The sequence below is a fragment of the Polaribacter sejongensis genome (genome assembly GCF_038024065.1).
GTDB lineage: Bacteria > Bacteroidota > Bacteroidia > Flavobacteriales > Flavobacteriaceae > Polaribacter > Polaribacter sejongensis.
The window spans coordinates 4,477,509-4,498,765 of record NZ_CP150667.1 but is presented as its reverse complement, the minus strand read 5'-3'; the positions used below and the strand labels follow the sequence as shown (position 1 = coordinate 4,498,765).

The 21,257-nt window shown below is 30.6% G+C and carries 22 protein-coding genes; 12 read left to right on the top strand and 10 right to left on the bottom strand.

Features of this window, described 5'->3' with window-relative positions:
- Positions 1 to 5: 5 nt before the first annotated feature.
- Positions 6 to 869: a peptide chain release factor N(5)-glutamine methyltransferase gene (gene prmC / locus WHD08_RS18570; RefSeq protein WP_208889739.1), complete on the top strand. Its 864-nt coding sequence runs from the start codon at positions 6 to 8 to the stop codon at positions 867 to 869.
- Here prmC and WHD08_RS18565 read toward each other — a convergent pair.
- On the bottom strand, positions 866 to 1,702 hold the full coding sequence (locus WHD08_RS18565) for a TIGR00266 family protein (RefSeq protein ID WP_208889740.1): 837 nt from the start codon (positions 1,700 to 1,702) through the stop codon (positions 866 to 868). The two genes, prmC and WHD08_RS18565, sit on opposite strands and share 4 nt — an antisense overlap.
- Before the next feature lie 283 nt (positions 1,703 to 1,985).
- Between WHD08_RS18565 and WHD08_RS18560 the strand changes: the two genes are divergently transcribed.
- Positions 1,986 to 2,132 (top strand): hypothetical protein, encoded by a 147-nt coding sequence (locus WHD08_RS18560; protein ID WP_165733542.1) that lies wholly within the window; start codon positions 1,986 to 1,988, stop codon positions 2,130 to 2,132.
- Between the two features lies 1 nt (position 2,133).
- Here WHD08_RS18560 and WHD08_RS18555 read toward each other — a convergent pair whose 3' ends face one another.
- Positions 2,134 to 2,589 (bottom strand): DUF4442 domain-containing protein, encoded by a 456-nt coding sequence (locus WHD08_RS18555; RefSeq protein ID WP_208889741.1) that lies wholly within the window; start codon positions 2,587 to 2,589, stop codon positions 2,134 to 2,136.
- Positions 2,590 to 2,823: 234 nt separating this feature from the next.
- Here WHD08_RS18555 and WHD08_RS18550 point away from each other — a divergent pair, with 234 nt between their 5' ends.
- The 5 genes from WHD08_RS18550 (at position 2,824) to WHD08_RS18530 (ending at position 6,626) form a co-directional block, all read left to right on the top strand.
- A complete protein-coding gene (locus WHD08_RS18550; protein ID WP_208889742.1) occupies positions 2,824 to 3,258 on the top strand; it encodes a DUF4870 domain-containing protein in 435 nt (144 codons plus the stop codon).
- A gap of 19 nt (positions 3,259 to 3,277) precedes the next feature.
- A complete protein-coding gene (locus WHD08_RS18545; RefSeq protein WP_165733545.1) occupies positions 3,278 to 3,622 on the top strand; it encodes a PadR family transcriptional regulator in 345 nt (114 codons plus the stop codon).
- Complete coding sequence (locus WHD08_RS18540; RefSeq protein ID WP_208889743.1) at positions 3,615 to 5,294, top strand: PspC domain-containing protein; 1,680 nt, start codon at positions 3,615 to 3,617, stop codon at positions 5,292 to 5,294. The genes WHD08_RS18545 and WHD08_RS18540 overlap by 8 nt, the downstream gene beginning before the upstream one ends.
- Positions 5,295 to 5,388: 94 nt before the next feature.
- The gene (locus tag WHD08_RS18535; RefSeq protein WP_208889744.1) at positions 5,389 to 6,114 is read left to right on the top strand and encodes a head GIN domain-containing protein; all 726 of its coding nucleotides are present in this window, start codon (positions 5,389 to 5,391) and stop codon (positions 6,112 to 6,114) included.
- A gap of 29 nt (positions 6,115 to 6,143) precedes the next feature.
- Positions 6,144 to 6,626 carry a nuclear transport factor 2 family protein gene (locus tag WHD08_RS18530; RefSeq protein WP_208889745.1) on the top strand — a complete coding sequence of 161 codons (483 nt, stop codon included), beginning with the start codon at positions 6,144 to 6,146 and terminating at the stop codon, positions 6,624 to 6,626.
- 150 nt (positions 6,627 to 6,776) lie between these two features.
- On the opposite strand, the gene WHD08_RS18525 is transcribed toward WHD08_RS18530, so the two are convergent.
- The 5 genes from WHD08_RS18525 to WHD08_RS18505 all read right to left on the bottom strand — a co-directional run bounded on the left by WHD08_RS18525 (position 6,777) and on the right by WHD08_RS18505 (position 12,835).
- Complete coding sequence (locus tag WHD08_RS18525) at positions 6,777 to 7,538, bottom strand: DUF6503 family protein (protein ID WP_208889746.1); 762 nt, start codon at positions 7,536 to 7,538, stop codon at positions 6,777 to 6,779.
- A 44-nt stretch (positions 7,539 to 7,582) separates the two neighbouring features.
- Positions 7,583 to 8,350 (bottom strand): DUF6503 family protein, encoded by a 768-nt coding sequence (locus WHD08_RS18520; RefSeq protein WP_208889747.1) that lies wholly within the window; start codon positions 8,348 to 8,350, stop codon positions 7,583 to 7,585.
- 216 nt (positions 8,351 to 8,566) lie between these two features.
- Positions 8,567 to 10,333: an ABC transporter ATP-binding protein gene (locus WHD08_RS18515; protein ID WP_208889748.1), complete on the bottom strand. Its 1,767-nt coding sequence runs from the start codon at positions 10,331 to 10,333 to the stop codon at positions 8,567 to 8,569.
- Between the two features lie 145 nt (positions 10,334 to 10,478).
- Entirely contained in the window at positions 10,479 to 12,473 is a 1,995-nt protein-coding gene (locus tag WHD08_RS18510; RefSeq protein WP_208889749.1) for a M56 family metallopeptidase, read from the bottom strand.
- Positions 12,474 to 12,475: 2 nt separating this feature from the next.
- A complete protein-coding gene (locus tag WHD08_RS18505) occupies positions 12,476 to 12,835 on the bottom strand; it encodes a BlaI/MecI/CopY family transcriptional regulator (RefSeq protein WP_208889750.1) in 360 nt (119 codons plus the stop codon).
- A gap of 354 nt (positions 12,836 to 13,189) precedes the next feature.
- Between WHD08_RS18505 and WHD08_RS18500 the strand changes: the two genes are divergently transcribed.
- The 5 genes from WHD08_RS18500 to WHD08_RS18480 all read left to right on the top strand — a co-directional run bounded on the left by WHD08_RS18500 (position 13,190) and on the right by WHD08_RS18480 (position 19,708).
- Entirely contained in the window at positions 13,190 to 13,675 is a 486-nt protein-coding gene (locus WHD08_RS18500; RefSeq protein ID WP_208889751.1) for an acetyl-CoA carboxylase biotin carboxyl carrier protein subunit, read from the top strand.
- 88 nt (positions 13,676 to 13,763) lie between these two features.
- A complete protein-coding gene (gene accC / locus WHD08_RS18495; RefSeq protein ID WP_208889752.1) occupies positions 13,764 to 15,215 on the top strand; it encodes an acetyl-CoA carboxylase biotin carboxylase subunit in 1,452 nt (483 codons plus the stop codon).
- Positions 15,216 to 15,548: 333 nt separating this feature from the next.
- A complete protein-coding gene (locus WHD08_RS18490; RefSeq protein WP_208889753.1) occupies positions 15,549 to 17,090 on the top strand; it encodes an acyl-CoA carboxylase subunit beta in 1,542 nt (513 codons plus the stop codon).
- Positions 17,091 to 17,157: 67 nt separating this feature from the next.
- A complete protein-coding gene (locus tag WHD08_RS18485) occupies positions 17,158 to 19,044 on the top strand; it encodes a DUF294 nucleotidyltransferase-like domain-containing protein (protein WP_244183282.1) in 1,887 nt (628 codons plus the stop codon).
- A 1-nt stretch (position 19,045) separates the two neighbouring features.
- A complete protein-coding gene (locus WHD08_RS18480; RefSeq protein ID WP_208889754.1) occupies positions 19,046 to 19,708 on the top strand; it encodes a 3'-5' exonuclease in 663 nt (220 codons plus the stop codon).
- 100 nt (positions 19,709 to 19,808) lie between these two features.
- Here WHD08_RS18480 and WHD08_RS18475 read toward each other — a convergent pair whose 3' ends face one another.
- The 3 genes from WHD08_RS18475 to WHD08_RS18465 form a co-directional block, all read right to left on the bottom strand.
- Positions 19,809 to 20,159, bottom strand: coding sequence for a hypothetical protein (locus WHD08_RS18475; RefSeq protein ID WP_165733558.1), 351 nt, complete (start codon positions 20,157 to 20,159; stop codon positions 19,809 to 19,811).
- 9 nt (positions 20,160 to 20,168) lie between these two features.
- Complete coding sequence (locus tag WHD08_RS18470) at positions 20,169 to 20,579, bottom strand: GreA/GreB family elongation factor (protein WP_165733559.1); 411 nt, start codon at positions 20,577 to 20,579, stop codon at positions 20,169 to 20,171.
- A gap of 419 nt (positions 20,580 to 20,998) precedes the next feature.
- Complete coding sequence (locus WHD08_RS18465; RefSeq protein WP_165733560.1) at positions 20,999 to 21,148, bottom strand: hypothetical protein; 150 nt, start codon at positions 21,146 to 21,148, stop codon at positions 20,999 to 21,001.
- Positions 21,149 to 21,257 lie beyond the last annotated feature (109 nt).

Here is a 21,257-nt window from a genome sequence, read left to right as displayed (position 1 = left end):
TATCTATGACACTTCAAAATTTTCGTATTTTTTTTAATAGTGAATTATCAACGATATATCCAAAAACAGAAATTGATTCTTTCTTTTTTCTATTGATAGAAGCAAAACTGAACCTACAAAGAATTGATACCGTTTTAAAACCAGACTTTTTAATTGATGAAAGTATTTTATCAGAATTAAAAAGTATTGTAAAAAGACTTCAAAAAGAAGAACCTATTCAGTATATTTTGGGTGAAACAGAGTTTTTTAGCCTTCCTTTTTTGGTTGATGAGCATACGTTAATCCCAAGACCAGAAACAGAAGAATTGGTAGAATGGGTAATCAATGAGGTTCAAGAATTGAGAAATAAGAATCAAGATAAAAAACTAACTATTTTAGATATTGGAACAGGTACAGGATGTATTCCTATTTCTTTGGCCAAGAATTTAAATAACGTTTCTATTTCTGCTATTGATGTTTCTTCAGAAGCTTTAAAAAAAGCAAAACAAAATGCTTTATTAAATAAAGTTGACATTACTTTCTTTGAAATAGATATTTTAAAAGCTAAAGAATTACCTAAAAATTATGACTTCATAATTTCTAACCCTCCTTATGTTAGAGAATTAGAAAAAGTAGAAATTAATAATAATATATTACAAAACGAACCACACCTTGCTTTGTTTGTTGATGACGAAAACCCTTTAATTTTCTATAAAAAAATTGCAGATTTAGCTAAAAATCATCTTACTGAAAACGGATTGTTGTTTTTTGAAATCAACCAATATCTTGGAAAAGAGACTGTAGAAATGCTTCAAGAAAAAGGCTTTAAAAACATAGAGTTAAAGAAAGATTTTTCTGGAAATGACAGAATGATAAAAGCTACATATTAAAATCGGTTATCGCCGTCTAATAAATCTCCTATTCCACCTAAAACACTTCCTTCTCCTCGTTTTCCACTTCCTGTTCTTGGTGCCATTGCCAAAACTCGTCCTGCTAATCGACTAAATGGCAAAGATTGAACATACACAGTTCCTGGCCCTTTTAAAGAAGCAAAAAACAATCCTTCACCACCAAAAACGGTATTTTTAATACCACCAACAAACTCAATGTCATAATCTACATCCTGGGTAAAACCAACAATACAACCTGTATCTACTTTTAAAACTTCACCTGGTTGTAGTACTTTTTTTGCCATAGTTCCTCCTGCATGAATAAAACTTAAACCATCTCCTTCTAATTTTTGCATGATAAAACCTTCGCCGCCAAACAAACCTCTCCCTAATTTTTTTGAAAATTCTATTCCGATAGAAACGCCTTTTGCAGCACAAAGAAATGCATCTTTCTGACAGATAAATTTTCCGCCAAACTCTGTTAAATCAATCGGAACAATTTTACCTGGATACGGAGATGCAAATGAAATTTGTTTTTTACCAAATCCATCATTGGTAAAAACAGTCATAAACAGACTTTCACCTGTTAAAATTCTTTTTCCTGCTGAAAAGATCTTTCCTAATAAACCTGTTTCTTGATTAGAACCATCACCTAAAATAGTATTCATTTTAATATTGTCGTCCATCATCATAAAAGTACCTGCTTCAGCAACGACTCCTTCTTGCGGATCTAACTCTATTTCTACAAACTGCATTTCTTCTCCAAAGATTTTGTAATCTATTTCGTGAGCATTTCTATTGTTTGGGTTTTGTGGAATTTTATCTTGAAACATAATTCAATTTTTAAGGTTTATACATTAATTAGAAGCTTTTAAAGGATATTTGTTACACCAAAAAACTATTTTTTAAATTTAGTAAATTTTACTACAATCTAAATAAGTATACTTTTTTAACAAATCACTTCTTATGAAAGGTTTATGTAAAGAACCTTTTAAATTTTTGTTAATAAAGACAAAACAGCCGTTTTCAAATTATTTATGAATAGAAAAAGCCATATTTTTGCAGTGATAAAAAGAAAAACTATATTTAATACACGAATTAAAAAATAAAAAAATTATGAAATATTTATCTCCAGAAATAGAAGCTTTATCTAAAAAGTTTGAAGTAACAAAATCTTTAGCGCGTACAAATGTATCTTGTGGTATTTTTCAAGAATGTGATTATAACGAAGAAAGACCAGAACTATATAAAGGTAAAGAGTAAACTATTTCTTTACCCTTAAACTCCAATGGAATTGAAATCTAGAAACTACTACTCCATCTTTATTTTTTCCTTCGGATATTAAAACAATAACCTGACCTTCTCCTGTTTTAATAGATTCTTGAATTGCTTCTCGAATTTCATTCCCTCCTTTACATGAAAAAAGAATTCTTCCTGTTGCTTTTTTAAAAAACTCAGCTTCTTGCTTAGTTACTAACATCGATACTTTAACTTTAGAATCGTCTATTGCCTTCATTACCAAAACACCTGTTGGCATTTCTGCCGCCATACCTTGTGCTGCCCAAAACATACTTCTAAACGGATTTTGATTCATCCATCTGTATTTTATAGAAACCACCACTTCTGTATCTGTAATAGTGCGCACTCTTACGCCTCCTAAATATGCTAAAGGCAATTTTACCAGGTTAAAAAGGTTGACTTTTCTTGGAGTAAATTTCATTTTATATATTTAATTAATTTTAAAAACTACTATTAAAGTTGACAAGATAGTTAAAATAAATGAAACAAAAACTCAATAATAACAACGGGTACAAGACTTTTTAAGTGCTTTTTATAGTAAAACCTAAAATGTTAAGGAAATGTTAAGGAAATGTTAATTATAGTACTATGCATTGCATAATACCTTTTTAAAGATATATATTTGCATAAGAAAGTATTATATAGTTTACAAAACATGAAACAAAATAACGAAAACACCAATGCCTTTTTAATACATATTTCTGCTTTCGCAGGATTTATATTTCCGTTTGGTAATATAATTACACCATTAATTGCATGGCAAACGCTAAAAGACAGAAGTACCTTTTTAGATGAACATGGCAAAGAGGCAATCAATTTTAATATCAGTTATTCTCTGTATATATTTATTTTGACTTTATCTTTTATTCCGGTTTTTATTGGATCCATTTTTAGAAACTTCGATAATTTTGACAACTTTAATCATATTAATATCAATTTTGAGGCTTCTAATTTATTTGGAGTTTTTGGTATTACATCTCTTGCAGGAATTGTAGGCATTATTAAAATTGCATTGATAATTATAGCTGCATTAAAAGCTAAAGAAGGAGAAAATTATAAATATCCTTTCACTATAAAATTTATTAAATAATCATTTAAAACCACAATAAATGAAAATAGAAAACACAAAAGCACAAATGCGAAAAGGTGTTTTAGAGTATTGCATTTTATCCATTTTAAAAAATGGAGATGCCTATACTTCTGAAATTCTTTCGACATTAAAAAGTGCAGAAATGATTGTGGTTGAAGGCACCATATATCCGTTATTAACACGCTTAAAAAACGCAGGTTTATTAACGTATAGATGGGAAGAATCAACCTCTGGACCACCAAGAAAATATTATGTTTTAACAGAAAACGGCGGCATGTTTATAAAAGAATTAGATAAAACATGGAGTAATTTAGTAAACGCAGTAAACCAAGTAATCAGCAAAAAACCAACTACCAATGAATAAAACTATCAACATAAATTTAGGCGGATTTTTCTTCCACATAGATGAAGTTGCCTATCAGAAATTAAAACGATATCTAGAATCTATTTCTAGATCGTTGAGCGATGATCCGCAAGGAAAAAATGAAATCATTGCAGATATCGAAGCACGTATTAGCGAATTGTTATCAGAAAAAATAACAGATGCAAGACAGGTGATTAATGAAGGTGATATAGAAGATATCATTAAAATTATGGGACAACCAGAAGATTACGCTAGTGCTGAAGAAGAATATAGTGATGCAAACTATTCATATACTAGAAATAACACTACCGGAAAAAAATTATTTAGAGATGGTGACGATAAATTTTTAGGTGGAGTTGCTTCTGGTATTGCCCATTATTTTAATGTAGATACCATCTGGATTCGTCTTGGTTTATTAGCCCTTTTCTTTGGTGCTGGTTTTGGAGTTATCTTATACATTATCCTTTGGATTTTATTGCCAGAAGCTAAAACTACGGCAGAGAAACTACAAATGGAAGGAGAACCGGTTAACATCGATAATATCGAAAAAAAGATTCGTGAAGAGTTTAATAATGTTTCAGAAAATGTAACAGAATTTGCGAACAAAGCATCAGAAAAATTTAAAGATGGAGCAAATGAGTTTTCAGAAAAAATGAATCAGACTTTTTCGGGAAAGCCTCAAAAAAATAATGGATTACAAGATTTCATCAACACCATAGGCAAGATTATTCTTGTATTCTTTAAAGTGGTTGGTAAACTTATTGGAATTCTACTAGTATTTATTGCTGGTGCAGTTATTTTATCACTAATCATTGGTGGGTTTTCAGTAGGAAGTTTAGAGATTTTAAATGTGAATGGAGAATTTTTACAATATCCTCCATTTTTCTATGACGCAATTTTACCTAAGTGGGTATTAACAATTGCAGCATTTTTACTAATTGGTATTCCGTTTTTAATTTTATTTGTTTTAGGCCTACGCATATTATCGAGTAGTGTAAAAAAAATTAGCAAACCCACCTCATTAATACTTTTGGGCGTTTGGGTAATTGCTTTATTAATGATGATTTTTACAGGAATAGAATACGGAACTACTCATGTTAATGACGGTAAGTTTGTAAAGAAAACGGCTTTAAATATTATGGAAAATGATACCATCAATTTAAAAATGATCAATGATGATGAAATCTATTACAGACATAATTTAAGAAGAAGTTATCGCAAGCAGCAAATTGAAATAGATGGAATAAACAAATTATATTCTAATAACATTAGCGTTGATGTTAAAAAAAGTAATTCTAATGAAGCATACATCATTCTTCAAAAAGAATCTTCTGGAAAAACTAGATACAATGCAAACTGGAATGCTGAAAGAATTGAATATAAATATGAAGTTATCAATAATACGATTGTTTTAGATGCTTATTATTTATCAAACTTTAAAAATATATGGAAAGATGAAGAAGTTAATATCACTTTGTATATTCCAGAAAGAAACACCGTTTATTTTGATCATTCAATAAAAAACTTTTTAGACGATGTAAAAAATGAAACTGATATCTATGACAAAGACATGGTTAATCATCATTTTAAAATGACCGATAAAACCTTACAATGTACCGATTGTGAAGTAGAATTAGAAGATACTGAAATTATTGAAGAGGAAGTTAATTAATACAATTCAACCATAAAAAACAACAATTGAGCAACCGTCCTTTGATTTGAAGCGTCTATTAAAAGACATTTACAATATAATTAAAACCAAACTCATGAAAAATTCAGTATCAAAAATTATTGCAATTCTATTTATAACAACTCTTTTTACATCTTGTAATGTAGACATGATGAATAGAATTAACGGAGATAAAAATATAATTACAAAAACTAGAAAAATTGCAGATCAATTTACGGGAATAAAAGTAAGTACAGGTTTAGATGTCTACATAACCCAAGGTTCTAAAAATAAAGTGACCGTAGAAGCTGATGAAAATTTACACGATATTATTATTACGGAAGTTGAAGATGGCATATTAAAAATATATGCTGATAAAGGAATCTGGAGAGCAGCAGCCAAAAAAGTACATGTTACCATTAAAGATTTAACGCTTTTAACAGCCACTAGCGGAAGTGATGTGTACGGAAAAGATGTTATAAATACCGATGAAATTTCTATTTCGGCTACAAGTGGTGCAGACATTAATATTAAAATAAACGCAACAAGTGTAGAAACCAATTCTACAAGTGGTTCTGACATTCATATTTCTGGAAATACAACCAATCATGCTTCTAACGCTACAAGCGGAAGTTCTATAGAAGCTTATGAATTAGAAAGTGAAAACACCATAGCAAAAGTAACTAGTGGAGCTGATATTAATATTTATGCATCAAAAAAATTAGAAGCAAGAGCAACAAGTGGTGGTGATATTGATTTTAAAGGAAACCCAAAATCAATCGATAAAAAAACTACTTCTGGCGGAAGTATTTCTAAGAAATAATCAACTTTAACAAATTAAGCGACCAAACTATGGACTCTTTTTTAGAACCTTTTAGAAAATCAATTTTAATAAAAGTACTTTTATTTTTGGCGATGTTGTTTTACAACTTTGTTTTAAATGCTCAGGTTGATACAAATTCAGCCTTGTTTAAAACATTAAAATCTAAAGACAGTATTATATTTAAAAGAGCGTTTAACAATTGTGAAGTTGAAAAAATAAGCCCAATTATCGCTGATAATTTTGAGTTTTATCATGATGTTGGAGGAATTCAAAACAAGGCAGAATTTATTGATACTATAAAAAAGAACCTATGTACCAACCCAGGAAACAACACCAGACAATTGGTTGCTAATTCTTTAGAAGTATATCAATTAAACAATAATGGCGTTATTTATGGCGCTATTCAAAAAGGAAAACACACGTTTCAACAAAAACAAAAAGGTGTATTAAAACTGTTGGAATTGCAGATTTTACACACCTTTGGATTTTTGAAAATAAGATTTGGAAATTAAAAAGGGTGTTGAGTTACAATCATCAACCTTATTCTGAATAAAAACATATTAGAAAGCTAACTTCTAATATTTATACTAATACTTGGTTTTATTAGTTTACTTGGTAAGCCGTCGTTTTGAAAAAAAACGACGCTTACTTTTTTTTGTAATTTATTTCACTGGTTTTTCGTAAAATGAATCTGCTAACTTTCCTTGGCTAATTAAAGGCATTGTAAAATCTACTATTTTGTTAGTTGGCTCAAGTTTACCATCCTTATCTTTCGAGTACCATGTAATTTGTTTTGGTAAAATAAAACCATTTACATTTTCCCAAGAATTATATTTAATCATCTTATAAGTATCAACTGGAGCTTTAGATCTAAAGGTTACCGTGTAAGCAAGCCATTCCATTTTATATCTTTTAGGATTGTAATACACTATATAATTATCGTCTGGCGAAGTACCTACATTTGCTTTGTAAGAAATTTTATACCCTGGATAATTGGTTCCTTCAAACACCAAATCAGCTACTTTTTCATAGATAATTCCGTCATCTGCCAATACAAAAGGCATTGCATAAAAGTAAAAATACAAGTTGTAATAAAAAGCAGGATCTCTTTTTAAACTGCCTTCTACTTCTTCTAAAGACCAAATATCTCTACCATCAAAACCTAAAGAGTATTCTGGTGTATTCACAACAATCTTACGAGAATGTAAATCTGTAATATGTACTTCTTCTCCTTTATTAAAAGACAATACTTGTCCTTTTCTCCAAGCATCGATTCCTCCATGAGCATCAAAAACTTTGCCTAATTCTGTTGGGAATTTTTCTATTTTAGCTTCAGAAATGGTTTCTTTTTTGACATCTTTTTTAGCTTCGTTTTTACAAGAAGCCGCAATTACTAACAGTAATATTAAAAGTACTTTTTTCATAACTTGATTTCAAGGTTTATTAAACCAATTAATTTCAAATATACTTACTTAACTGGCTTTGCAAAAAATGAATCTGTTAAATTATTTTTACTGATTGATGCATCTGAAAATACCGCAGCAGGTCTTGCTGGTTCAGTTGGCACACCATTTTCATCTTTTTTATACCAAGTAATTTCTGATGGTAAAATCAATCCGTTTACATTATTCCATTTACCATATTTAATGATATTGAATTTATCACTTGGTTTTTTAGACATAAATGTCGCTGTGTACGCTAACCATTCCATTTGATGCGTTTCTGCGTTAAAATATAACTTGTAATTATCATCAGGAGAACTACCAACATTAGATTTAAAAGACATTTTATAACCAGGATAATCTACACCATCAAAAGTTAAAGGTGCAATTTTCTCATACATAATTCCTTCATCCGCTAACACAAAAGGCATTGCATAGAAATAGAAGAATAAATTGTGATAAAAAGCAGGACTCCCTTTAAAAGTTCCTTCTTCTGCTTCGTCTAACCAAACATTTTTTCCGTCGAAACCAACAGCATAATTGGGTGCATTAATTACATTTATACGAGATTGTAAATTGATAGTATGCACTTCTTCTCCTTTTTTAAAGGATAAAACTTCCGCATTTCTCCAAGTGTCAATTCCTCCATGAGCTTTAAAAACTTTTCCTAACTCTTCTGGGAAAGTTTCTTTTTTAACTTCAACTTGTTTTACAGATTCTTTAACATCTTTTTTAGGTTCATTCTTACAAGAAATTGCAATGACTACAATTAACAATAAAAGTACTTTTTTCATAATTCGATTATATATTTAAATTCGATAGTTTAAAAAGTCGTTTTTATTGTATTTCTTTACAAAAGGAGTGAAATTTAAATGTTAAATTAAAAGTTAGACATTATGTACATAAATTATAGTCTATTAGATTTAAGAAAAATGTCTGGTTGAGCGCAGTCGAAACCTATTAGTTCTCGACTGAGCTCGAACAGACAATATAATTTTTATCTACTGCGCCTATATTTTAGATTGATACGTATACAAATCATAATACCTTCCTTGTTTCGCAATCAACTCATCATGCGTGCCTCTTTCTGCAATACTCCCCGCTTCTACCACTAAAATCTGATCTGCTTTTTTAATAGTACTCAACCTGTGAGCAATCACAATCGTTGTTCTATCTTTTACCAATTTAGACAAACTTTTCTGAATTAAAGCTTCACTTTCTGTATCTAAACTAGACGTTGCTTCATCTAAAATAATAATTTTTGGATCTGCTAAAATAGCCCTTGCAATTGCCAATCTTTGACGTTGCCCACCAGAAAGCTTCACGCCTCTTTCTCCAATTAAAGTATCTAAACCATCATCAAAACGATCTGTAAATTCGTTAACATACGCAGCTTTAACAGCATTTTGTAATTCTGCTTCTGTAGCATTTGGTCTTGGAAATAGTATGTTTTGTCTAATCGTTCCTTCAAACAGAAATTCGTCTTGTAAAACAACGCCTAAATATTTACGATAACTAGATAGTTTTACTTTAGACATATCTTGATTATCAATCGTAATTGTACCTGATTTAGGGTTCAAAAACGTTGCTGACAAACCTGCGATAGTAGATTTACCAGAACCAGAACTACCAACCAAAGCCGTTACAGAACCTGCAGGAACTTTAAAGTTGATATTATTAATCACCTTCTTCCCTTCTTCATAAGAGAAAGAAACATCCTCAAAATTAATTTCTCCTTGTAAATCTTCTAAAACAACCGTTCTTTCTTCATCATCTTCTTCCGCAGCCATATTCATTAATTCTTCGGTTCTGTCTAAACCTGCCAACGCTTCGGTTAACTGACTACCAATATTACTCATCTGTACAATTGGTGCCACCATAAATGCTAACAAAAAAGTAAACTGAATAAAATCACCAAAAGTCATAGTACCTTGTATCATATAATAACCTCCAATTCCCATCACTCCAGTAGTTGCCAAACCAATTAAAAGGGTTGATGAACTTGTCATGATAGCAGTTGCCGTCATACTTTTCTTTACATTCTGATAAATATTATCAACACCTTCTTCAAATATTTTACTTTCTTGTTCTTCTGCATTAAAAGCTTTTATCACTCTAATTCCGCCTAAAGTTTCTGTTAAACGTCCCTTTACTTCGGCATTAATTTTTCCTCTTGCTCTAAAAATCGGACGAATGTATTTAAAAGATTTTAAGGCAATAATTCCGAAGATAGATAAAGGCACAAAGGTAAAAACCGTCATCCAAACATTCATTCTTAACAGAATAACCAAGGTTAAAATTGCGGTAAATGATCCACCAATTAATTGTACCAAACCTGTACCAATTAAGTTTCTTACCCCTTCTACATCGCTCATAATTCTAGAAACCAATGCACCTGATTTTGTATTATCGAAAAAACTGATTGGTAAAGACAAAACTTTCTTTTGTACTTGTGATCTTAATTCTGATATCAAATATTGCGCCTGAATACTCAAAACTTTTGTCAATAAAAAAGAAGTTACTGCTTGTACTAAAATAGCCCCAATTACAATAAAAATTAAGTTGTATAACTGACTGTAATCTTTAGTCGGAATTACCTCATCCATCAAAACTTTACTTTGCATGGGTAGTACAAAACCCGATAAACTTCTAATAATTATTAATATCAAACCTAAAAAGACCAAGTTTCTTCTTGGCCAAATAATGGTTTTAAAAGCTTGTTTTAAGGTTACTTTGGGTTTTGATTTATCTTTTTTTGATTCTTTATAATGTTGCATTGTTTATTTTAAAATGTAAGTACAAATGTATTGTCAATTTATATGCCATAGAAAAGAAGTCTGACATATTTGCAAAGTTACAATAAACAAAAAGACCCTTCAGGTTTTAAAAACCTGAAGGGTCTTGAAATTATGATAAATCTTTTTATTTTTTCTCTTTTGTAGTTATTTCAATAACACCGTTTTTACCTTTTTCTCCATATTTTTCGATGGATTTTTCATTTTTTAAAACAGAAACAGATTCTATATCATCTGGAGATAATACTTTTAACTCTTTTTTAGAGGCCACTTTACCATCTATTAAGCAAAGTGGCTCTTTTCTTTCTTTTCTTGCATATTCAATAACGTTAACATCAGAACCTGCATCTTCAATAGCATTAACATCAGAAAAAGACTTGCCAATATTACTAAATTTTTTATTTTCATGTGCTTCTTTACTTGTTATCAAAATAACTCCATTTTTTCCTTTTTCTCCATAAACTACTGTAGCTTTCTCGTCTTTTAAAACCGACATAGAATTTATGTCATCTGAATTTAAATCTTTAATAACTTCTGGGGTAACTTCCTTTCCATCCAAGATATACAATGCACTATTTAATTGATCTTCCGGAATTAAATTTTTCACTTTTTTAGATTCATTATATTCATTAGCTGCTTTTTGAGAAGAGAACCCAGAAACCATTTCTTTATCCGTTTTAGAAAGGTTTCCTATTTTAATACTATTATTTTCTTTATCAAGTAATATCTGTATCACTTTTATCGGCAAAGCAGAAGAGGTCTTAAAACTAGCTTTTGTAGTTTCATTTTTGATGTTTATTGTAATAGCTCTAATTAAACCTCCTTTTGTACGCTTTAAATTACTTATTTTAAGAGTATATCCTTTTTGGGCTAAAAGTTCTTTTAAAACATTAAACTGTTCATCTGGTGTATTATCAGTAATAACAAATTCTTCAACTTTATTAGTTTTTTCTTTTTCCACAAAATGTGTACCTGCGCTTCCATCTTTATTGTAATAAATTATAAATGGTTTAATACCTAATTCATCAAAATGTTTTGCAGTTACAGCTCCATTTCTATCTTCTAGTTTAACTTCAATAGATGTAAGTTTATAATTAGAATCTCTTTTAAGATTCGTGTAAGAAAAATCAACAGCAAACTTTTTTGTAAATGCTTCTTTAGCATTATTTAAATCCTCATCAGAAGTATTTTTGTCAATTATTACCTCTATCCTATCCTTTGTTTCCTTTATACCAGAATCGGAATAATTGACTGATTCTTGAGAAACTTTTTTAACAAACACCTCTTTCTTGTTAAAATTCATTAAAAACAATGCTAGTAATGGGATTACAACAGCAAATTTAAAAAGGTTTATTTTTTTTGATTTCGATTTATTTAACATAATGATTCTATTTTTTATTAATGAGTTATAAAAATTATTGCTTAAAGTCAAATGATTAACGCCAACACTCGCTTTTAATAATGTAGTTTGGTAACTCTTTTTACAATCGATTTTTTCTTGTGTTTTTTTATCAGCAATAAATTCTAAATTTTGCTGAACATCTTTACGATACAACCACATAAACGGATTAAACCAAAGTACAATACAAGAAATTTGATTTAGCAAAACATCTATAGAATGCAATTGACTTGCATGTACTTTTTCATGAATCATAACCTGTTCTAATTCCGATTTTGTAAAATTATTCGGGTTGATAATAATCCAACAAAAAAAAGAAAAAGGCGAACTATTTTTAATCGTATTAATAAATGTAAAACGGCCAACTTTCTCTTTTTTATTTTTAAAAATCACAAAACTTAAAGACATTAACTGAATTAGAAACTTCACCAAAAAAAACAAAACTCCCAAACCATATAGTATAGGCAAATAGTCTAAAATGTTAAATGGTTTGTCAATAATTTCATTCAGAACTACCACATCACTAGAAATATATTCTGAAGTTACAACCGGTGTATACTCAATATAAACAGGAATCACCAACAACGGAATAATAAAAGCAGTTACCAATCCCATCAACAAAAACCATCTATTTTCATTAAAAAAAGTATTTCGTTGTAAAAGCAATTTGTAGCTCAAATAGAAAATAGCAACCACCGCACTCACTTTTAGTAAATAGTCCATAACTAGTTATTTTTTTCAATCAGATCGATAATTTCTTTCAATTCTTTTACGCTAATCTTTTCTTCTTTCGCAAAAAAGGACACCATATTTTTATACGAATTGTTAAAATAATTATCAATTGCCGTATTCATAAACCCACTTCTATATGCCTCTTTCGTTACAATCGGATAATATTGATGCGTTTTTCCGTAGGCATTATACCCCACATATCCTTTGTTTTCTAATTTTCTAATAATCGTAGACAACGTGTTGTAATGCGGTTTATCTTCTTTAATTTCGGCAAGTACATCTTTTACAAAAGCCTTTTCTAACTTCCATAAAACATGCATGATTCCCTCTTCTTTGTTGGTTAATTTTTCCATTATAGACTATTATTTATTAGGGCGTTTCCCAAAAGGGTCGGGCTATTCGTTATACCTGTCTTGAGCGTAGTCGAAAGGCTGCTACCTCTAACGCATTCCAAATATAAACTATAATTTTAGTTATATAACTACAAAAATAGTTGTTTAACTAAAAATTAAGTTTTCAGATAGGTTTTTACTGAATTTCATCAATAATAAGAAGATATTAAAATACACTTTACAACATTGAAAATCGTAAATAACAATCAATACTTTTTCAACAATAACTATATTAAATTAGCAACATTTACATAAACACCTTAAAAAGAAACCTTTAAAAAACATATATTTACAATCATTAAATCATAAAAAAGGATGAAACATGCTTATCAAGTAAAAGTGAACGATACTTTCGATTTTAAAATTGACGAACAAGCTGTAAAAAAACTAGATACTTTACAAGTTTCAGATTCCGAATTTCATGTACTACATAATCATCTATCGTACAAAACTGAAATTACAAACGCCAATTTTAATGAGAAATCGTATTCTGTAAAAGTGAATAACACGGTTTATCATATTAACATTCATCATGAATTAGATATTCTTATCAAAGAAATGGGATTCGAAATTGGCATCACAAAAGAAGTCAACGAAATTAAAGCGCCTATGCCTGGTTTAATATTAGAAATTAATGTTCAAATTGGTTCGGAAGTAAAAGAAGATGACACCCTTTTAATATTAGAAGCCATGAAAATGGAGAACGCTTTAACGTCTCCAAGAGCAGGAATTATAAAAACAATTTCTGTTACAAAAGGAGAAACTGTAGATAAAAATCAACTTTTAATAGAATTTGAATAAGTAAGAAATTTCTTCATGAAAGGTTTTTAAAACCTTGTAGGTATTGACATATCCGTTTACCATCTTTCATAAAACCAATAAATTTTATATGAAAAAACTTTTAATAGCAAACAGAGGAGAAATTGCCATTCGTGTTATGCGAACCGCAAAAAAAATGGGTATAAAAACCGTTGCCGTGTATTCTACTATAGACAGAAATGCACCTCATGTTCGGTTTGCAGACGAAGCTGTTTTAATTGGAGAAGCACCTTCCAATCAATCTTATTTATTAGGTAATAAAATTATTGAAGTTGCTAAAAACCTAAACGCAGATGCCATTCATCCTGGTTATGGATTTCTATCTGAAAATGCCGATTTTGCAGAAGCCTGCGAAAAGAATAACATCATTTTTATTGGTCCGAAATCTAAGGCTATTAAAATAATGGGAAGCAAATTGGCGGCAAAAGAAGCTGTAAAAGCATACAATATTCCAATGGTTCCTGGTACTGAAGAAGCCATTACAGACATTCCAAAAGCAAAAATAATAGCCAAAGAAATAGGGTTTCCTATCCTTATTAAAGCATCCGCAGGTGGCGGAGGAAAAGGAATGCGTATAGTAGAAAACGAAATGGAATTCGAATCGCAAATGCAAAGAGCCATCAGCGAAGCGTTAAATGCTTTTGGTGATGGGTCCGTTTTTATAGAAAAATATGTTACCTCACCAAGACATATCGAAATTCAGATTATGGCAGATGCACACGGAAATGTGGTGCATCTTTTTGAACGTGAATGTAGCATTCAACGTCGTCATCAAAAAGTAATTGAAGAAGCTCCTTCTGCTGTTTTAACTCCAGAATTACGCGCAAAAATGGGAAAAGCCGCCATTAAAGTCGCAAGGTCTTGTGATTACGTTGGTGCTGGTACGGTTGAGTTTTTGTTAGATAATCATCATAATTTCTATTTTCTAGAAATGAATACCCGCTTGCAAGTAGAGCATCCGGTAACGGAACTCATTACAAATACAGATTTAGTAGAATTACAAATTTGTGTGGCTCGTGGTGAAGTATTACCAATCACACAAGAAAACTTAAAAATAAACGGACACGCATTAGAATTACGTGTCTATGCAGAAGATCCTTTAAATGACTTTTTACCAAGTGTGGGGAATTTAGAAGTGTATAAATTACCAATTGGCAACAACATTCGTGTAGATAATGGTTTCGAACAAGGTATGGACATTCCTATTTATTATGACCCAATGTTATCGAAACTCATCACCTACGGAAAAACAAGAGAAGAAGCCATCGAATTAATGCTTACTGCAATTCAGAATTATCAAATTGAAGGAATTGAAACCACGTTACCATTCGGAACTTTTGTGTGTGAACACGATGCTTTTCGTTCTGGAAATTTCAATACACATTTTGTAAAAAAATATTATTCGCCCGAAGCTTTAAAAAAGAAGCAAAAAGAAGAAGCAGAAATTGCCGCACTAATTGCAGTAAAAAAGTATTTAGAAGACAAAAAGTTATTGAGAATACCTGTTTCTAGTAGGCAGTAGTAGTAGTAGTAGTAGTAGTAGTAGTAGTAGTAGTAGTAGTAGTAGTAGTAGTAATAGTAGTAGTAGTAGTAGTAGTAGTAGTAGTAGTAGTAGTAGTAGTAGTAGTAGTAGTAGTAGTAGTAGTAGTATTCAGTCGCAGTCGCAGTATTCAAAAAAATAAAAATTAGACGTGTAAACTATTATTTCACAAAAAAGAAATTCAAAAAAAGTCAACAAACGCACAAAAAAATAACACAAAACTTTGCGTCTTTGAGCCTTAGCGAGAAAACAAACACACAACACAACTAGCCAAACTTTGCGCCTTAGCAACTTTGCGAGAAAACAAACACAATAATGGAATCAAAAATAAAAATCCTTAACGACAAACTTGCTCAAGCCTATTTAGGTGGTGGTCAAGATAAAATTGATAAGCAACATCAAAAGAAAAAATTAACCGCAAGAGAGCGTGTTTTGTATTTATTAGATGAAGGTTCTTTTGAAGAAATTGGCGCTTTAGTTACACACAGAACAAAAGAATTTGGTATGGAATATCAAGTTTATTATGGTGATGGCGTTGTAACTGGTTATGGAACCGTAAACGGAAGGTTAACATACGTTTTTGCTCAAGATTTCACTGTTTTTGGAGGATCATTATCGGAAACTCATGCAGAGAAAATATGTAAGATTATGGACTTGGCACTAAAAGTTGGTGCTCCTTTAATTGGACTAAACGATTCTGGTGGTGCAAGAATTCAAGAAGGTGTGCGTTCTCTTGGCGGTTATGCCGATATTTTTTACAAAAATGTACAATCCTCGGGTATCATTCCGCAGTTATCTGCCATTATGGGACCTTGTGCTGGTGGTGCAGTCTATTCTCCCGCAATGACCGATTTCACCATTATGGTAGAACATACAAGTTATATGTTTGTCACAGGACCGAGTGTAGTAAAAACGGTTACTAATGAAGAAGTAACAAGTGAAGAACTAGGTGGCGCAAGTACACATGCTACAAAATCTGGAGTAGCGCATAAAACCTCATCTAATGACGTAACTTGTTTAGAAGACATTAAAAAACTTTTAAGTTATCTACCTCAAAATAATAAAGAAACTCCTCCCCTTTTACCTTTTAAATTACAAGATGAAATTAGAGAAGAACTTTCTAGCATTGTTCCTTTAGATGCCAACAAACCGTATGATATGCACAAAGTCATATCCGGAATTATAGATGAAGATTCTTTTTATGAAATTCATAAAGATTATGCTGAAAATATTATTGTTGGTTTTGCTAGATTAGGCGGAAGAAGTGTTGGAATTGTAGCCAATCAACCACAGTTTTTAGCAGGTGTTTTAGATGTAAATAGTTCTAAAAAAGGTGCACGTTTTGTGCGTTTTTGCGATGCTTTTAACATTCCACTGTTAGTGCTTGAAGATGTTCCAGGTTTTTTACCAGGAACGGACCAAGAATGGAATGGTATTATTGTACACGGAGCAAAATTATTATATGCTTTTAGCGAAGCTACAGTGCCTAGAGTTACCGTAATTACACGTAAAGCGTATGGTGGCGCGTACGATGTTATGAACTCTAAACATATTGGAGCAGACATGAATTTTGCATGGCCAAGTGCAGAAATTGCAGTTATGGGAGCTAAAGGAGCTGTAGAGATTATTTTTAAAAGAGAAATTAAATCGTCTGAAAAACCAGCAGAAAAATTAAAAGAAAAAGAAGCAGAATATGCAGCACTTTTCACCAATCCATACAGCGCTGCACAACGTGGTTTTATAGATGAAGTAATTATTCCAAAAGATACCCGAAGAAAGTTAATAAAGGCTTTTTCTATGTTAGAAAATAAGGAAATAGTGAGACCAGATCGTAAGCACGGAAACATCCCATTATAACTACAGTCATTTAGCCATATTAAGAGATAACTTTTTTAAAACAAGTCGTTTATTGTAAATTAGAATCATGAACACTATTGCAAAACGTATTTCAGATTTTTTAAAGGACTTCCCTCCTTTTAACATGTTGCCCAAAGATGAATTATTGGCAATCTGTAAGGCTGTGGACATCCTTTATTTAGAAAAAGATACGGATTTATTTATCACAGGAACCCCCATAAAAAATCAATTTTACGTAGTAAAAGATGGTGCAATTGGTTTGTTTGAAGAAGAAACAAATACCTTAGTTGATGAATGTGATGAAGGTGATATTTTTGGTTTGCGAGCTCTTATGCGCAAAGACAGTTACAAATTAACAGCAAAAGCCTTAGAGGAAAGCATTGTCTATAGTTTGTCTGCTGAATTGTTTGAGAATTATATCACCACAAACTCAGAAGCGAGTGCTTTTTTAATGACGAGCTTTGTTTCTAACACACGCTATTCAGAACCAAAACCTCAAAATCAATCTACAGAAAAGACACAAGATTTTTTTGAAGAACAATCAATCGATTTTTCTAAGAACCCAATTAACTGTTCACCAGAAACGAGCATAAAAGCAGCGGCAATTATTATGACGCACAAACGGGTGGGGTCTATCATAATTACAGAAAACAACAAACCTTTAGGTATTATTACCGATAAAGATTTACGGATTAAGATTGCTACAGGAATTATTTCTACTGAAGAACCTGTTACTAAAATAATGTCATCTCCTGTAATTACCTATCCAGAAAATATTACCGTTGCAGAAGCACAGATTGCCATGTTAAAATACAAAATTACGCATTTGTGTATTACCAAAGATGGCACACCAAATTCTGATTTAGCAGGTGTTCTATCCGAACATGATATTATTGTGGTTAGAGAAAATAATGCGTATGCATTGGTAAAAGAAGTAAAACGAACCTCAACTCCCGAACAATTACAACAGGTTAGAAAACGAGCAGAACACCTTTTAAAACGCTATATCAAACAGCAAATTCCTATTGCATTTGCCACTAAAATACTTTCTGCCATTAACGAAAGTATTACGCAAAAAATTATTGATCAAGCTATAAAAGAAATGCCAACTCCACCTCCAACTAATTTTGCTTGGTTAGCCATTGGAAGTCAAGGTAGAGAAGAACAATTGTTACTTACAGACCAAGACAATGCATTTGTTTTTAATAATGTTGATGAAAATGAGTACGAGAAAACACAAGAATATTTTTTAACACTTTCTAAAAAAATCAATCAAAAATTAGAAATTGTTGGTTTTGAATTGTGTCCTGCAGATATGATGGCAAGCAATCCTGCCTGGTGTTTATCGGTTTCTCAATGGGAACAGCAATTTAAAAAATGGATTACAACTCCAGATAAAGACAACTTAATGTTGTGTACTATTTTCTTTGATTTTGAATTTGTTTATGGTGATAAAAGTTTAGTCAGCTCTTTAGCAGAAAGTATTTTTGAGTCTATAGAATCTCGTGATATTTTTTTAACGTATTTAGGTTTAAATGCTTTAAAAAATCCACCTCCGTTAAGTTTCTTTAGACAATTTCTAGTAGAACGAGATGGAGAGCATAAAGATCAGTTTGATATTAAAGCACGTGCAATGATGCCTTTGGTAGATGCTGCTCGTTTATTAATCTTATCAAAAAACATAAAAACACACAACAATACCATTGTTAGATATGAAAAATTAGCTGAATTAGAACCACAAAATAAAGAGGTCTTTTTGGCTTGTTTAGAGGCGTTTAAAAACCTTCTTTACTTTAGAACTCAACAAGGTTTACTACATAATGATTCGGGTAGATTTATAGATTTACAAACATTAAGCAAAGCCAATCGTTTGGAATTAAAAAGCTGTTTTAAAGCAGTAAAAGAGGTGCAAGATTTAATTCAGACTCGATTTAAACTCTCACAATTTTTATAGTATGAGTTGGTTCAGAAAAAAAGTATATCCACCTTTTTGGAAATCCTATAAAGAATGTTTCAGAGGGAAACAAAACTCTGAATTTAAAAACATTCGATTTATAGTTTTTGATACTGAAACAACAGGTTTAGATATCAAAAAAGACAGAATATTATCCATTGGAACCATCGCTGTTATTGATAAAACAATAAAAGTTTCTGACAATTTAGAGTGCTATCTTACACAAGATTTATTCAACACAGAAACTGTAAAGATTCATGGTATTCTAAAGCAAGGAACTATACATAAAGTAACTGAACAAGAAGGAATCATTCAATTTTTGGAGCATATTAAAAATGCTGTTTTAGTAGCACATCATGCCGCTTTTGATGTTGCCATGATAAACCAAGCTTTAAAGCGTTTAAACTTACCCAAACTAAAAAATAAAGTATTAGACACTGGGCATTTATTTGTAAAATCAAAATTAGATACTTCAAAAAAACATTTTAGTTTAGATCAATTATCTCACAGGTTTAACATTCCTCAACACGATAGGCACACCGCTTCTGGAGATGCTTTTATTACTGCAATCTTATTTGTAAAACTACTTTGTATTCTAAAGAAAAAGAACACCGTTATTTCCATAGCTTATTTGCAAAGAAGCAATGAAAGAATTGGACTTTAATAGCGAAAAAAAAACTTTAGTTTTAGTGTAAAATTGAAACAAAAAAGGCAGCTCTAAATCTAATTCAGAGCCACCTACAAAAAAACTAACTTAACAATTCTTAAATTAAATCATATTCCTTTTTCAATTTCTTATAATCATTAAAATGCTCTATAAATAGATTTCTATTTTTTTTATGCTCTTTGTAAAAAAATAAATCACACGCTAAATCAATACACTCCGTTGGATTGTCTAAGACATTTTTATATTCCAAAAGTGTTTGATGTATCATCTTATTATTTTCAAGAATAGCAGTAATTTCCTTACTTAAATGATCTCCTTCAAGACCATTCATTTCAATATCATTACATTCTTGTGAAATTTCATTCAGTTCTAACATCCATCTTTTTACTTCCTTTAGACTTCGTTTTTGAATTATTTGATTTTCAGTTTGCTCATTATCTATTTGCATAATAATTATTTATTTTGTTATACTTTCTGGCTGCATTACTTCTAAAACTTTTAATTCTTTTAGTCCTCCAGGAAAATCCCATAAAATTAAATCGCCTTTGGCATACCCTAAAACCGCGGTACCCATTGGTAATAATAATGATATTCTATTTTGTAAAACGTTTCCTTTAGAAGGCACAACCAACTCAAAAGTTTTCTCCCATAAACCATCTAAAGAACGCACTGTAACTAATGAATTAAGCCTTACAACATCTGCAGGCATTTCTTTTTCCGTTACAACTTTAGTTACATTTCTTAATTCTTCTTGTAGTTTAAAAATATGACTCTTTACCGTTTTTGACTCGACTACCTTATTTAAATTTAAGAGTTTTTCAATTATTAAAAACTCATTTTCTTCTATAATTAACTGACCATACTTCATTTTTTCAAAATTTAATTCTATGGAAAAAACCACATTTTACATACATTCTTTCTAATCCATCTATTGACAAAGCATAAAGCTATCTGCCTACTTTCTGCAAGATTTAATTCCTTAATAAATACTTCTCCCTTTTTATTGTAAAGGCACTAAAAATAACAATCTATAATACCTCCAGAATAATATAAAATACCTGGAGTTATAGCAATACTATTTTTTCTACATCTTTATTGCCCATTCTTAAAGGAAAATGAATTACCTATTAATTATTGGCTACATTAAATATTTCTTAATTAAGCTTTGAATTTACAAACTAATTAGCACTGTCAAACTGCTTAATATATTTTCGATCTAACTTTGTTTAACCAGCTTATTTTTTTACTTCTCTACTAACAATTTTATAATTAAATGATTTCAATTTCTTAGAAATTAAAATCTGATATTGCATTTGTTTCTAATAAATCTTTTTTTTCATATTCACTACAAGCCCAAATAGCATTTTTATTTGATGTTAAACTACAGTCTGTTTTATGAATACAAGTACTACATAAACTATTGTTATTGAAAACCATAATTATCTTTTTAATTACAACTATCTAATAGCAAGTCATATGCCACTTATATCCAAAAAAACAACAATAACAAACAAACAACACTGAATCAACCACTTAACCTAAATCC

What these genes read in the sequence shown, in the direction of transcription:
- WHD08_RS18485 (WP_244183282.1), top strand. Translation starts at nt 17,158, where the DNA reads ATGAACACTATTGCAAAACGTATTTCAGATTTTTTAAAGGACTTCCCT.
- WHD08_RS18490 (WP_208889753.1), top strand. Translation starts at nt 15,549, where the DNA reads ATGGAATCAAAAATAAAAATCCTTAACGACAAACTTGCTCAAGCCTAT.
- WHD08_RS18500 (WP_208889751.1), top strand. Translation starts at nt 13,190, where the DNA reads ATGAAACATGCTTATCAAGTAAAAGTGAACGATACTTTCGATTTTAAA.
- WHD08_RS18520 (WP_208889747.1), bottom strand. Translation starts at nt 8,350, where the DNA reads ATGAAAAAAGTACTTTTATTGTTAATTGTAGTCATTGCAATTTCTTGT.
- WHD08_RS18530 (WP_208889745.1), top strand. Translation starts at nt 6,144, where the DNA reads ATGGACTCTTTTTTAGAACCTTTTAGAAAATCAATTTTAATAAAAGTA.
- prmC (WP_208889739.1), top strand. Translation starts at nt 6, where the DNA reads ATGACACTTCAAAATTTTCGTATTTTTTTTAATAGTGAATTATCAACG.
- WHD08_RS18515 (WP_208889748.1), bottom strand. Translation starts at nt 10,333, where the DNA reads ATGCAACATTATAAAGAATCAAAAAAAGATAAATCAAAACCCAAAGTA.
- WHD08_RS18480 (WP_208889754.1), top strand. Translation starts at nt 19,046, where the DNA reads ATGAGTTGGTTCAGAAAAAAAGTATATCCACCTTTTTGGAAATCCTAT.
- WHD08_RS18540 (WP_208889743.1), top strand. Translation starts at nt 3,615, where the DNA reads ATGAATAAAACTATCAACATAAATTTAGGCGGATTTTTCTTCCACATA.
- WHD08_RS18475 (WP_165733558.1), bottom strand. Translation starts at nt 20,159, where the DNA reads ATGCAAATAGATAATGAGCAAACTGAAAATCAAATAATTCAAAAACGA.
- WHD08_RS18555 (WP_208889741.1), bottom strand. Translation starts at nt 2,589, where the DNA reads ATGAAATTTACTCCAAGAAAAGTCAACCTTTTTAACCTGGTAAAATTG.
- WHD08_RS18545 (WP_165733545.1), top strand. Translation starts at nt 3,278, where the DNA reads ATGAAAATAGAAAACACAAAAGCACAAATGCGAAAAGGTGTTTTAGAG.
- WHD08_RS18560 (WP_165733542.1), top strand. Translation starts at nt 1,986, where the DNA reads ATGAAATATTTATCTCCAGAAATAGAAGCTTTATCTAAAAAGTTTGAA.
- WHD08_RS18470 (WP_165733559.1), bottom strand. Translation starts at nt 20,579, where the DNA reads ATGAAGTATGGTCAGTTAATTATAGAAGAAAATGAGTTTTTAATAATT.
- WHD08_RS18465 (WP_165733560.1), bottom strand. Translation starts at nt 21,148, where the DNA reads ATGGTTTTCAATAACAATAGTTTATGTAGTACTTGTATTCATAAAACA.
- WHD08_RS18535 (WP_208889744.1), top strand. Translation starts at nt 5,389, where the DNA reads ATGAAAAATTCAGTATCAAAAATTATTGCAATTCTATTTATAACAACT.
- WHD08_RS18525 (WP_208889746.1), bottom strand. Translation starts at nt 7,538, where the DNA reads ATGAAAAAAGTACTTTTAATATTACTGTTAGTAATTGCGGCTTCTTGT.
- accC (WP_208889752.1), top strand. Translation starts at nt 13,764, where the DNA reads ATGAAAAAACTTTTAATAGCAAACAGAGGAGAAATTGCCATTCGTGTT.
- WHD08_RS18550 (WP_208889742.1), top strand. Translation starts at nt 2,824, where the DNA reads ATGAAACAAAATAACGAAAACACCAATGCCTTTTTAATACATATTTCT.
- WHD08_RS18510 (WP_208889749.1), bottom strand. Translation starts at nt 12,473, where the DNA reads ATGGACTATTTACTAAAAGTGAGTGCGGTGGTTGCTATTTTCTATTTG.
- WHD08_RS18505 (WP_208889750.1), bottom strand. Translation starts at nt 12,835, where the DNA reads ATGGAAAAATTAACCAACAAAGAAGAGGGAATCATGCATGTTTTATGG.
- WHD08_RS18565 (WP_208889740.1), bottom strand. Translation starts at nt 1,702, where the DNA reads ATGTTTCAAGATAAAATTCCACAAAACCCAAACAATAGAAATGCTCAC.